The sequence below is a fragment of the [Clostridium] polysaccharolyticum genome (assembly GCF_900111595.1).
GTDB classification, from domain to species: Bacteria; Bacillota; Clostridia; order Lachnospirales; family Lachnospiraceae; genus Clostridium_AI; species Clostridium_AI polysaccharolyticum.
Genome location: NZ_FOHN01000008.1, coordinates 124,838 through 138,541 on the forward strand (window position 1 = coordinate 124,838; position 13,704 = coordinate 138,541).

General features: G+C 35.9%; 12 protein-coding genes. 11 read left to right on the plus strand and 1 reads right to left on the minus strand.

From position 1 onward, the window contains the following. Positions 1-28 precede the first annotated feature (28 nt). The 11 genes from BMY85_RS07225 (at position 29) to tuf (ending at position 13,223) form a co-directional block, all read left to right on the plus strand. A complete protein-coding gene (locus tag BMY85_RS07225) occupies positions 29-985 on the plus strand; it encodes a D-2-hydroxyacid dehydrogenase (RefSeq protein ID WP_092477599.1) in 957 nt (318 codons plus the stop codon). A 213-nt stretch (positions 986-1,198) separates the two neighbouring features. Further along, positions 1,199-2,971: a S8 family serine peptidase gene (locus BMY85_RS07230; protein WP_177180678.1), complete on the plus strand. Its 1,773-nt coding sequence runs from the start codon at positions 1,199-1,201 to the stop codon at positions 2,969-2,971. Positions 2,972-2,975: 4 nt separating this feature from the next. Then, positions 2,976-4,292, plus strand: a complete 1,317-nt coding sequence (locus tag BMY85_RS07235; protein WP_092477601.1) for a radical SAM/SPASM domain-containing protein — start codon at positions 2,976-2,978, stop codon at positions 4,290-4,292. A 1-nt stretch (position 4,293) separates the two neighbouring features. Further along, positions 4,294-4,536 carry an acyl carrier protein gene (locus tag BMY85_RS07240; protein ID WP_092477602.1) on the plus strand — a complete coding sequence of 81 codons (243 nt, stop codon included), beginning with the start codon at positions 4,294-4,296 and terminating at the stop codon, positions 4,534-4,536. Positions 4,537-4,563: 27 nt separating this feature from the next. After that, on the plus strand, positions 4,564-4,689 hold the full coding sequence (locus tag BMY85_RS16040; protein WP_278280383.1) for a hypothetical protein: 126 nt from the start codon (positions 4,564-4,566) through the stop codon (positions 4,687-4,689). 128 nt (positions 4,690-4,817) lie between these two features. Then, entirely contained in the window at positions 4,818-6,611 is a 1,794-nt protein-coding gene (locus BMY85_RS07245) for an ABC transporter ATP-binding protein (protein ID WP_092477603.1), read from the plus strand. After that, entirely contained in the window at positions 6,589-8,166 is a 1,578-nt protein-coding gene (locus BMY85_RS07250) for a hypothetical protein (RefSeq protein WP_092477604.1), read from the plus strand. Before BMY85_RS07245 ends, BMY85_RS07250 begins: the two co-directional genes overlap by 23 nt. A gap of 277 nt (positions 8,167-8,443) precedes the next feature. Further along, positions 8,444-8,863, plus strand: a complete 420-nt coding sequence (rpsL, locus tag BMY85_RS07255) for a 30S ribosomal protein S12 (protein ID WP_092477605.1) — start codon at positions 8,444-8,446, stop codon at positions 8,861-8,863. 249 nt (positions 8,864-9,112) lie between these two features. Continuing rightward, positions 9,113-9,583, plus strand: a complete 471-nt coding sequence (rpsG, locus tag BMY85_RS07260) for a 30S ribosomal protein S7 (protein WP_177180679.1) — start codon at positions 9,113-9,115, stop codon at positions 9,581-9,583. Between the two features lie 168 nt (positions 9,584-9,751). Next, positions 9,752-11,875 carry an elongation factor G gene (gene fusA / locus BMY85_RS07265; protein WP_092477607.1) on the plus strand — a complete coding sequence of 708 codons (2,124 nt, stop codon included), beginning with the start codon at positions 9,752-9,754 and terminating at the stop codon, positions 11,873-11,875. 160 nt (positions 11,876-12,035) lie between these two features. Then, positions 12,036-13,223 carry an elongation factor Tu gene (tuf, locus tag BMY85_RS07270; protein ID WP_092477608.1) on the plus strand — a complete coding sequence of 396 codons (1,188 nt, stop codon included), beginning with the start codon at positions 12,036-12,038 and terminating at the stop codon, positions 13,221-13,223. Positions 13,224-13,484: 261 nt separating this feature from the next. Here tuf and BMY85_RS07275 read toward each other — a convergent pair. Then, a partial coding sequence (locus BMY85_RS07275; RefSeq protein ID WP_177180680.1) for an ATP-binding protein occupies positions 13,485-13,704 on the minus strand: 220 nt, incomplete at its 5' end.

Sequence of the window (13,704 nt, forward strand, 5' to 3'; positions counted from 1 at the left end):
TAATACCTACAAGAAAGAGGTGGCACAAATGAAAATAGTTTTTTTAGAAACCGCATGTTTAGGAGAGGGAATCAATTATGAGATGTTTTCTCAGATAGGAGATGTAGAATTATATGACTACACTCCGTTAGACAAACTTTCAGAGCGAGTTGCAGATGCTGACATTATAGTTTTAAACAAAATTCCAATGAATGAAAGCACTTTAGCAGGAGCAAAGAATCTTAAATTAATCTGCATTACAGCAACGGGTACTAATATTGTAGACTTTGCATACACCAATCAGAAAGGAATTACCGTAACAAATGTGAAAGGATATTCTACTCCAACTGTAGCACAGCATACATTTGCATTATATTTTGCACTTGCAGAACAGATAGCATATTATGATAACTGTGTAAAGAGTAAAGCGTATTCCGAGTCAGAAATGTTTGTTCATCATGGACCGGTATTTCATGATTTGAGTGGATTAACATGGGGGATTGTAGGCTTAGGAGATATAGGTAAGAAAGTGGCTCAGGTTGCCCAAGTGTTTGATTGTAAAGTACAATATTATTCTACATCGGGTAAAAACAGCAACGCAGATTATAGACAGGTGACTTTTGATGAACTTTTGACAACCAGTGATATCATTTCTATTCATGCTCCACTCAACGAGGCAACACAGGATTTATTTAGTACAAAAGCATTTAAGAAAATGAAGAAGAGTGCGATTATTTTAAATCTTGGAAGAGGTCCAATTATTAATGAACAGGCACTTGCAGATGCATTAAATGCAGGAGAAATTGCGGGAGCCGGTTTGGATGTATTTACAGTAGAACCGTTGCCACTTTCCAGTCCCTTATTAGAAGTGAAGGAGAAAGAGAAAATGATATTGACTCCTCATATTGCTTGGGCGAGCGCAGAAGCACGTACTCGATTGGTTCAGGAAGTATACTGGAATATAGAAGCATTTTTAAACAAGGAAGAAAGAAATGTTGTACGATAAATAATGGGAGGTATTTTAGTAATAATTTAAAGAGTAGAGAAGGTTTAACATCTCTGCTTTTTTTTGGAAATTATCTACCTAGAGTTTTACAAGAAAAAAGTTGCAAGTATGGAGGTGAAACTGGTTTGACAAAATGTGAAATTAAAGGTAAAATAATAGTAAAAGGTGAGCTATTTTGACGGGGTTTAACTAAGGATGACAAGGGGGACTTTTTTGAGAAAAGTAAAAGTAGCAATAGTCGATTCTGGAATTTCATCTAATTTAGAGTTGATGAAGGCCGTATCTGAACAATATGGACTACATTATGAGAATGACAAGGTTGAGATGAAATCAATGAATTGTGAAGATGATGTTGGGCATGGCAGCGCAATTGCTGATATTATTTATAAGACGAATCCAGAAGTTGAGATTGTGACATTAAAGATATCTAGTCAACAAGCAGGTATTGATTGTGATGATTTATGCGTGGCATTAAGATTTGTTTTAGATAATTTGGATGTGGAACTTGTAAATATAAGTGCCGGTGTTACATATGTAGATGATTATGAAAAGCTGAAGCAGATTTGTGATGAGTTGGATCGAAAAGGAATCATCGTAGTGTCGGCTTTTGACAATGACGGTGCAGTATCTTATCCAGCAGCGTTCAATTCTGTAATTGGAGTCGATATCTCCGATGAATTTCAAGGAAAGAAGGAACTCATACGGCTTCATAGAGCTTGTGCGGATTTGATTGTACCAAATCAATTTTATCGAACTGTCTGGTTAAATGGGGAAAAGACAATACTAAAAGGAACTAGTTTTGCATGTGCGAAGGTAACAGGTATTTTATCAAAGAAACTTGCTGAATTTGAACAAGGCAGTATTGATAAAGAGAAGCTCATGGATCTTGTGAAAACACAAGATTATTCGATGATTATGAAAGAAGAAAAAGGAAAAGAAAAAATTGAGATAAAAAAGGCAATTATATTTCCAGTAAATAAAGAGGCGCATTCGTTACTTCGATTTCGAGATTTATTAACATTTGAACTTGTAGGCGTTTATGATGAAAAGTTGGATGGCTTGGTAGGAAAAGAACTATTCGGAATGACAATTCAATCATTTGATACGATTAATTGGGATGATGACTTTGATACGATAATTCTTTCTTGTACAACGGCACTTTCCAAACTAACAAGAAGAGATTATCAAGGAGAGGTTGTTTGTTTAGCTAAGGAGCATGGAAAGTCAATTTATACTTTTGAAGAAATTCAGTCAGCAGATGAGAATATATTTTACCCAGATGCTTCCAACATAGCAGTGCCATATCGAAACATGAATAAGCTTCGTAAAATTTCAATGCCAGTACTTGGTGTATTTGGAACAAGTCAAAGTCAAGGGAAATTTACTGTTCAGTTGGAACTAAAACGAAGGTTAAGTAAGATGGGCTATCAGGTTGGACAGCTTGCAACAGAACCTTCAGGGTACTTGTTCGGAGCACAACATGTGTATCATTTTGGTTATCATGCAAAAATTAATATAGGACAGGCAGAAATAATTGCATTGTTAAATGAGATGATATGGGATATCGAAAAACAGGGAAATGATATTGCTATTACTGGCTGTCAATCAGCTACTTTACATTACGACAATTCTAGAATTCAAGATTTATCATTACAACAACAAAATTTCTTATTTGGAGTACTACCTGACTTCTTTGTTCTATGTGTAAATCCACATGATGACATAAATTACATAAAACGTACGATTCAGTATTTAAATGCAATTGATATTGGAAAAGTATATGCAATCACTGTATATCCTATTAAAGTGGAAGAAAGTATGAATGGGATACAATTAAAAAAGAGAACATTGACTCATGAGGAAATGAATGAGTTTAAAAAGTACATTCACGAACAATGTATGCTGCCAGCATTTGAAATTGCAAATGCAAAGGATATGGATTCATTGTGTGAATTAGTAGTGGAAACTTTATCAGAGGAGGTATAAAAGGATGAAAAGAAACCCATACATTTATACAATGCGTAATTCTTTGGGCGAGTATGTTATGCTCAATACTTACAATAGTACGATATTTAAAGTCAGTCCAGAGCAGTCAGAGATTTTTGAAAATGCATACGAGACGCTTAGTGGCGAACAGCATATTTTAGATTTACTAGAAGAAAGAAACATTATTTATGATGAAAGTAAAACCGCCATAGATGGTTATGAAGAGCTGTATCAGGAGTTTATTCATAATAATCAGTTCTTACATTTAGTCATCTTGCCAACAGAAAACTGCAATTTTAGATGCACCTATTGCTATGAAGAACATGAACCGAAAATTATGTCTCAGGATATCCAAGATGGAATTGTTAATTATGTGGAACAGCATATAAAGGATTATCAGGCACTTCGAGTAGAATGGTTTGGAGGCGAACCATTATGTCAGAAAGAAATTATCAATAATCTGTCTAAACGGTTAAAGGATATTTGTAAAGCCAATAAAAAACCATATTATAGTTCAATGACAACAAATGGATATTTACTAGATCCTGAAACATTTAAAATAATGCATAAAAAGAATGGTATTATGCGTTATCAGATAACAATAGATGGTTTAGCAGAGAGTCATAACAAACAAAGAGCGTTAGCGAATGGCAAACCAACATTTGATACTATTATTGAGAATTTAAGAAATATTCGTGATAATGCAAAGTCATCAATTGTAAATATCATGATTCGATGCAATATTACAGAAGATGTACTTGAAAATTTCGATGACTATGTTTCTTTTATACAAAGAGAATTTGGAGAGGATGATCGATTCGAATTGTTATGGAAGATAGCATGGAATCCAGAGGAACAAACCTGTCAAACCTATTGTGGACAGGACACCTTACATACAATTTTAGGAAGGCACAAAGACAAGGTGCTTAAGTTTGGTACCAATAGAAGACAGCTTTTTAAATTCGGAGATGTATGTTATGCCTCTAATAAACATTCTTTTGTAATTGGATCCGATGGAAGGATCTATAAATGTACGGTTTCTTTTGATAAAGAAATTAATATGGTGGGGCACCTTCAGAAAAATGGTGAAATGATACTTGATGAGGAGAAATTCAAGTATTGGACGGAGCGAAAGGCATGTACGGATCATGAATTATGCCAAAATTGTTCTATCTACCCAAGCTGTCTGGGAATTTACTGTGGTCTTAATAATGTAGATTCAGAAGGTAGATTTGTCTGTGCAGGAATTAGAGATTACATAGATGATTATTTAGAACATATTTCCAAAGTTGATTATTATTACTATAAGTTGGAGGTGTAATATGGATATCAAGGAGAAGATAAGAGCATGTTTAGAAGAATGTGGGATTGTTATTCAGGATGATGGAACAATCGAACAGATGGAGTCTATAAACTATGTAACTGCAATATTGTCACTAGAAGAAGCATTTGATATTGAATTTCCAGATGAATTCTTAAATTTTGAAATTATGGTAAGTCTTGATAAGGTAAAGGATACAGTGGAAATTGTTATTAAAAGAGAACGAGAAGAAAAAGAGGATTAGTAATCCACAATGAAAGGAGGTGATATTATGAAGAAGTTAGTTAAAAAAGTTGATAAAAAGAAGAAATTAGTTGCTTTTTATGCAAATGAAAGCTGTAATACTTGGGCTTACTGTGCAAATAACAGTGGAAACTGCGTTTCAGGATGTTCGTGATTAAGTTACACAGATTTATAATTGATTAAGAGATGCAGGCAGAATCTTAAGGCAGAATCTTAAGATTTTGCCTGTAATTTCTCTATATAAGAGAAGTATTATTTTAGTCAGCTAGAGAGGAGTTTAGTATGATTAAGAACTGTCTTTATATGTACAAGAAAATATGGAGTTATTCGAAACTTCGTATCGTATTGATTTTTGTTGTGGCGTTTTTTGCTGCGCTCAATACATGTGCAGATTTGCTATTTTTCAAGTTTATGATTGAAGGTATTAGTGAACATAGAGCATATCAGTATATACTAGTATTAATAGCAATCCGCTTAGGAATTCTACTTTTGATGCAATGCGTAGATAACATTGCCAATACTGTTATTTTCCCATTTTGCGATTTAAAGATTAAAAAAGGGTTTTCAATTGAATTATATGAAAAAGTGAAGGATATTGACCTTATAGGATTTGATAATGAAAAATTCTATGATAAGTATTCCAGAGCATTTAACGAAACAGAATATCGTGCCACTGGTATGTTGCAGACGTTAAGTTATGTAGTATCAGTAACGGTACAGATAATTGTCGTTGTCATAACTTTGGCATACATCAATCCTGTTGCAATTCTGATTTCAATTTTGGGAGCATTGGTGACTGCATGGGCCAATGTAGTGAATACAAAAGCAGTTTATAATTATGATTTGAAAAAAACAAAATTGTTTCGTGGTTTTGATTATATAAAGAGAGTTTTTTATATTCCAGAATATTCAAAAGATATTCGAATGACACATCTGGATCAAGTTATGTATAAGAAATTCGATCGGCTAACCAGTGATAACAGACAGGTAGTCAAGGAATGTGCACCCAAAATTGCAGCCGTTGCTATCTCAGGAAGCTGGGCATTTAATTTCTTAAGTATGGGTGTCACAAGTGCCTTTATGGTATATAAGGTATATCAGGGAGTATTGGGAATTGGGGACTTTGTAACAGCAGTATATGCTGTAAATAGTCTCAGCAATAATCTGCTTCAATTCTCGAATATTATCCCGCAGTTTTCAGAACATGCATTATTTATTAACAATTACTTGGAAGTATTAAATTATCAGACCCAAATACAAAGTGAAAAGGATGCAGAAGAGATCTCTCCATTTGGTAAGAAAGAGATTGAATTAAAAAATGTTTCCTTTCATTATCCAAATGTAGAGTGTAATGCGATTAATTCCGTATCGCTTCATATTCGAGCTGGTGAAAAGATTGCTATAGTTGGAGAAAATGGAGCCGGAAAGTCTACATTAATCAAGCTGATTATGAGGCTATATGAACCAGATACAGGAGAACTGTGTTTGGACAAAACCCCATATAATCAAATCACGAAAAGTTCTATTGCAGAGGTATTTTCCGTTGTACAACAAGACTTCCAGCACTATGCACTTTCTATAAAGGAGAATATTACACTTGTTGGTCATAGGGGACAGAAAGAACATGCCGATGATGAAGCTGTATGGGATGCAATACGAAGAGTTGGGATGTTTGAGAAAATTGACAGTTTGCCAAAAGGAATTGATACACAGGTAACGAAGGAATTTGATGAGGAAGGATTGAATTTTTCAGGAGGACAGTTACAGAGACTTGCGATTGCTCGAATGATTTATCAAAATTCTGGTGTTATGATTATGGATGAGCCTTCAAGCTCGCTGGATCCTATTTCAGAAGCAAAAATATTCGATTTGATCTATGAATTGGCAAAAGACAAAACTCTTATTCTCGTATCGCATAGATTATCAGGCGTAAAAGATATGGATCGTATTCTATATATGGAAGAAGGATGTATTAAGGAAAGTGGAACACATGCCCAATTAATGAAACTTGATGGAAATTATGCGAAGATGTTCAAAATACAAGCAGAAAGGTATGGTGACAATGAAACAGTCTAAAAAGGTTTTACCGATTCAGAAAATGCCGTATATTCGGTCATATACCTGGCATGCATTTTTACATGCCATAGCAGGAAATGAAATGTTTGCAGGGGATAAGGTAGCCTCCTTTTCTTTAGTGGATAACAATGCGGCAGAACTTAAAAGTTACGGAGTAGATGCATATGCAGAAGCAGCTAATATGAAGTATGAGATTTTTACGAATTCATATGCCTGCGATCCTAGATATTACTTATATCGCAGGTGCATGGAAGAAGACGAAATTATGATGAACATAGACTTCTTTGAGTTTGCCAATCAATGGGGCCGAATGGGGTTGTTTTTAAAAAGCGGAACAGATACAATGGAAGAATATTTGAAGTCTTCGGATGAGAAAAGCAAGAAAAATATAGATTGTGGTGGGGTTCATACTGGAAAGGGGTTTTTCACTGAAATTGCCAATGAATATACGAACGGAATTATGTGGAAACCAAATTATCAAACTCCTTGCAGACTAAAGATAACTTATCAGAAAGGAAAGGTTTCTTTTTATGGTTCGTTAAATGAAGAGGAGTGGACATTGCTCAATGAAAGTGAAGTTGAACCATCGAATCAAAAAGAACTCTATATTGGAGTCCGTATTGTTCCAGAGAGTAAAGACTATTATAACTGGCTGTATTCAAATTATATTCAGCTAAGAGGTTCCTTATCATTTGGAACTCCGCTTGATTATAGTACGATTCCGATGCGTGATGCGAATTATTATACTGCCAATCCATGTGTTGTATTTCAGAAGGTTAATTATTATTTATTGTTAGAAAATATAGATTCTTTTTGGAGTTTTATAAAAGATTCTATTAATAATAATAGATATATAGAAGTGATACTAGAGGAAAAATACTTGCCAGGGTATTGGGCAAATGGCAATCAGCAGAGCAGATATCATCAAAATCTGATTTATGGATATGATGATGAAAATAAAAAGGTGCTGCTTTTAGGAATCGATACTAACGGATATCCTATAATCAATGTAGCAGAAAAAGAAAAATTCTTTAAGGCATTAGAAGCATATCCTTTTCAAACTGCAATCTACACTTTGGAATATATGCCAGATGAAGCAACATATCCGTTGGATGTAAAACAGATTGTGAAAGGATTAAATGATTTCTTGACAGGAAGAAATAATTCTCATGATTGTGGAAATACATTGAAACCGATTGAATGTGCTTATGGTGTGGACATCTATGATGAATTTATAAAAAAGGATGACTGTGAACGATTTACTGGAGATTTCAGAATTGCATTCACACTTCGAGAGCACAAAAAAATTATGATTGACAGAGTACAATTCCTGATTGATAAAAAAATCCTTTGTGAAGGGGAAACAGAAGAGATTAGAGCTTTGCTGGAAGAAATTCGTGGAATTTCGGAGACGGTTTTAATTCTTGTTTTAAAAAATAAGGGGAGACCGGTGAAGAACTTAAAGGAGAGAGTGATTCGAAATCTGGAAAGGATGAAGGAACTAGAGATTCAATGTTATGGAAAACTTCGTGATTTATTACAGGAATCAATGTGAAATAATAATTTGCTATTTTCCTAGGGGGCAGGTATAATGACTCCAGCTTACAAATTACGCTTATGAAACATGAGCTGACAGCCTGTAAACCATTCATTTTTTCAAACTTACTGAAAATGCTAAAAGTCATGTGTTGACAACATTAAATTTTAGCGATATAATTATCAAGCATGCGATCTTTCCATGCAGTAAGATAAAATAACATGTAAACAACCGGACATGTTTGTTTGATGAAAATGAAAAATTTTATGAAGAATACCGCAGGAGGTGAAAATTAATGCCAACTTTTAACCAATTAGTTAGAAAAGGAAGAAAGACAGTTGAGAAGAAATCCAATTCTCCAGCATTACAAAAAGGTTACAACTCTTTGAATAAGAAAGTAACAGATACATCTGCACCACAAAAAAGAGGTGTATGTACTGCTGTTAGAACTGCAACTCCTAAGAAACCTAATTCAGCTCTTAGAAAGATTGCCAGAGTTCGTCTTTCCAATGGTATTGAAGTAACAAGTTATATCCCAGGTGAGGGCCACAACTTACAGGAACATAGTGTTGTTCTTATCAGAGGCGGAAGAGTAAAAGACTTACCAGGTACTCGTTACCATATCGTCAGAGGTACACTTGATACAGCAGGTGTAGCTAAGAGAAGACAAGCGCGTTCTAAATATGGTGCTAAGAGACCAAAAGACGCAAAATAAAATTTTAATCGAATAAGGTTATATCACTAATTCAGGAAAAGTGCCGTATTAATTTTTGCTTTAAAGGAAAAGCATCTGGTTTTTCTTCCTGACGGTTGCAGGTTCGATAATACCACACTTCGTTTAGAGATAGATATTAAATACGAGCGCGAACACAGGATTGTTGTGAGTACCTATGATTTAATGAATGGCTTAATTGTGAAAGCCGTTCGGCTTCGTAGTTAAGCAAGTATTAAGGAGGGAAGAAACGTGCCACGTAAAGGTCATATTCAAAAAAGAGATGTATTAGCAGACCCATTATACAACAACAAGGTAGTTACTAAGCTTATCAATAACATTATGTTAGATGGTAAAAAAGGTACTGCTCAGAAAATCGTATATGGAGCTTTCGAAAGAGTAGCAGAAAAGAGTGGAAAGGATGCTTTAGAAGTATTCGAAGAAGCTATGAACAACGTTATGCCAGTTCTTGAAGTAAAAGCTAGACGTATCGGTGGTGCTACTTATCAGGTGCCTATTGAAGTTAGAGCTGATAGAAGACAGGCATTAGCGCTTCGCTGGTTAACTCTTTACTCACGTAAAAGAGGAGAAAAAACTCAAGAAGAAAGATTAGCGAATGAAATTTTAGATGCTGCAAACAACACAGGAGCATCTGTTAAGAAAAAAGAAGATATGCACAAAATGGCAGAAGCCAACAGAGCATTTGCTCACTATCGCTGGTAATCACTGCGAAATTGCATATTTCATACTATATTGTATAGAAAATGTTTTTTGTTTGAATAAAAAATGTAAAACTGTACAGATTTAGTTTGTAGGGGTGCGGTAGTAGGTTTCCTTTGGATACAGTTACTATCGTATTTCTGCAGTAGTTCGATAAGGAGGAAAAATACCTTGGCTGGAAGAGAATATCCGTTAGAGCAAACCAGAAATATTGGTATCATGGCTCATATTGATGCTGGTAAAACAACATTAACAGAGCGTATCCTTTATTATACTGGTGTTAACTATAAAATCGGTGATACTCATGAAGGTACTGCTACAATGGACTGGATGGAGCAGGAACAGGAAAGAGGTATCACAATTACATCAGCGGCTACAACTTGCCACTGGACAGAGCAGGAAAACTGCAAAGCTAAGCCAGGCGCTAAAGAGCACCGTATCAACATCATTGATACCCCAGGACACGTTGACTTTACTGTAGAAGTAGAACGTTCATTACGTGTACTTGATGGTGCTGTTGGTGTATTCTGTGCGAAAGGCGGAGTTGAACCACAATCTGAAAACGTATGGCGTCAAGCTGACACATACAACGTACCTAGAATGGCGTTCATTAACAAGATGGATATCTTAGGTGCAAACTTTTATGGTGCTGTTGAACAGATCAAAACACGTTTAGGAAAGAACGCTATTGTTCTTCAGTTGCCTATTGGTGCAGAAGATGATTTCAAAGGCATCATTGACCTGTTTGAAATGAAAGCTTATATCTACAATGATGATAAAGGTGAAGATATTTCCATTACTGATATTCCAGAAGATATGGCTGATGATGCTCAATTATATAGAGATGAATTAATTGAAAAAATCTGCGAGTTAGACGATGATTTAATGATGCAGTATCTTGAAGGAGAAGAACCTTCTATAGCAGATTTAAAAGCAGCTTTAAGAAAGGGTACATGTGAATGTACAGCGATTCCTGTATGCTGTGGTTCTGCTTACAGAAACAAAGGCGTTCAGAAGCTTCTGGATGCAATTCTTGAATATATGCCATCTCCAATCGACATTCCAGCTATCAAAGGCGTTGATGAAGACGGTAATGAAGTGGAAAGACACTCTTCTGATGAAGAACCTTTCTCTGCTTTAGCATTCAAGATTATGGCTGACCCATTCGTTGGTAAGCTTGCATTCTTCAGAGTTTACTCTGGTACAATGAACTCTGGTTCTTATGTATTAAATGCTACTAAGAATAAAAAAGAACGTGTTGGACGTATTCTTCAGATGCATGCAAACAAGAGAGCTGAATTAGATAAAGTTTACTCAGGTGATATCGCAGCTGCTGTAGGTTTTAAATTTACAACAACAGGTGATACAATCTGTGATGAACAGCATCCGGTTATTCTTGAATCCATGGAATTCCCAGAACCAGTTATTGAATTAGCTATCGAGCCTAAGACAAAAGCTGGACAGGGCAAAATGGGTGAAGCTTTAGCAAAACTTGCTGAAGAAGATCCTACATTCAGAGCTCATACTGATCAGGAAACAGGTCAGACAATTATCGCTGGTATGGGTGAGTTACACCTTGAAATTATTGTTGACCGTCTTCTTCGTGAGTTCAAAGTAGAAGCTAATGTTGGTGCTCCACAGGTTGCTTACAAAGAAGCAATTACAAAACCAGTTGAAGTTGACAGCAAATATGCAAAACAGTCTGGTGGACGTGGTCAGTACGGACATTGTAAAGTTAAATTCGAGCCAATGGATCCAAACGGGGAAGAAACATTTAAGTTTGAATCTACTGTAGTTGGTGGTGCTATTCCGAAAGAATACATTCCAGCTGTAGGTGAAGGTATCGAAGAAGCTACTCAGGCAGGTATTCTTGGTGGATTCCCTGTACTTGGTGTAAAAGCCAATGTATATGATGGTTCTTACCATGAAGTCGATTCCAGTGAAATGGCATTCCACATTGCTGGTTCTATGGCTATGAAGGAAGCTATGCAAAAGGGTGGCGCAGTATTATTAGAGCCAATTATGAAAGTAGAAGTTACGATGCCAGAAGAGTACATGGGAGATGTTATTGGTGACATTAACTCTCGTCGTGGACGTATTGAAGGTATGGATGACTTAGGCGGTGGTAAAATCGTTCGCGGTTATGTGCCTCTAGCTGAAATGTTTGGATATTCTACAGACCTTCGTTCCAAAACACAGGGACGTGGTAACTACTCTATGTTCTTTGAGAAATATGAGCAAGTTCCTAAGTCTGTACAGGAAAAGATTTTATCCGCTAAAAATAACGCTAAATAATAATTTTTTCTTGAAATAATTTCTATAATGAAATATAATTAAAACTAAATGGCAATACTTCAATATAGTGGGTATTGCCAACCAAAAAAAGCCTATTCATTCTTTTATGGAATATAAAAGAAAATGATATTAATTTGTTAATTTAAGGAGGACGTTTCTAATGGCAAAGGAAAAATTTGACAGAAGCAAACCACATTGTAACATCGGTACAATCGGTCACGTTGACCATGGTAAAACAACTTTAACAGCAGCTATCACAAAAGTATTAGCTGAAAGAGTAGCAGGTAATGCGAAAGTAGATTTTGAAAACATTGATAAAGCTCCAGAAGAAAGAGAACGTGGTATTACAATTTCTACAGCTCACGTTGAATATCAGACAGAAAAGAGACACTATGCTCACGTTGACTGCCCAGGACATGCCGATTATGTTAAAAACATGATCACAGGTGCTGCTCAGATGGATGGTGCTATCCTTGTTGTTGCTGCAACTGATGGTGTTATGGCTCAGACAAAAGAGCACATCTTACTTTCTCGTCAGGTAGGTGTTCCTTACATCGTAGTATTCATGAACAAATGTGATATGGTTGATGATGAAGAATTACTTGAATTAGTAGAGATGGAAATCACAGAACAGTTAGAAGAATATGAATTCACTGACTGCCCAATCATCAAAGGTTCTGCTCTTAAAGCTCTTGAAGATCCAAACGGAGAATGGGGCGACAAGATCATGGAATTAATGTCTACAGTAGATGAATATATTCCAGATCCACAGCGTGAAACAGATAAAGACTTCTTAATGCCAGTCGAAGACGTATTCTCTATTACAGGTCGTGGTACAGTTGCTACAGGACGTGTTGAACGTGGTGTTCTTCATGTATCTGATGAAGTTGAAATCGTTGGTATTCATGAAGATATCCGTAAAGTAGTTGTAACTGGTGTTGAAATGTTCCGTAAACTTCTTGATGAAGCTCAAGCTGGTGATAATATCGGTGCTTTACTTCGTGGTGTTCAGAGAACAGAAATCGAAAGAGGACAAGTTCTTTGTAAGCCAGGTACTGTTACATGCCATAAGAAATTCAAAGCTCAGGTTTACGTATTAAACAAAGACGAAGGTGGACGTCATACTCCTTTCTTCAACAATTACAGACCACAGTTCTACTTCAGAACAACTGACGTAACAGGTGTTATCAACTTACCAGAAGGTACAGAAATGTGTATGCCTGGTGATAACGTAGAAATGACTATTGAATTAATTCACCCAATCGCTATGGAACAAGGTTTAGGTTTCGCTATTCGTGAAGGTGGACGTACAGTAGGTTCAGGTAAGGTTGCTGCTATTATTGAGTAATTTATTATAAATCTGGTTTATTCAAGACTTCCGAGGATTTTTTTCGGAAGTCTTTTTTCGTGTGCGCCTTGCGGCGCACGTTTCTAATGGGTGAAAGTCGTGTGTTCTGCAAGCTGTCAACAGCTTGCCAGTGAAAGTCTGGTCGGAGTAATCACCAGTGAGCTCCGTAGCAAGCATCCAGTGCTTTTGGGTGACCGATTGTATAAATGTCAATACAAAAATGTACAAAAAATCTAAAATAAGAATGTACATTTACACTTTCTAATCTGTTGCTTTCATATGGTCTTTTAACCGATATGACTTACCTGAAATGCTTACCACATTTGCATGGTGAAGTACACGGTCTAATATTGCATTTGCTACTACTGCATCATAAAACACACTGTCCCATTCGCTAAAATTTATATTTGTGGTCAGTATTGTGCTCTTTTTCTCATAGCGCATATCGATTAACTGGAAGAATAGATTGGAATCCTCCTTG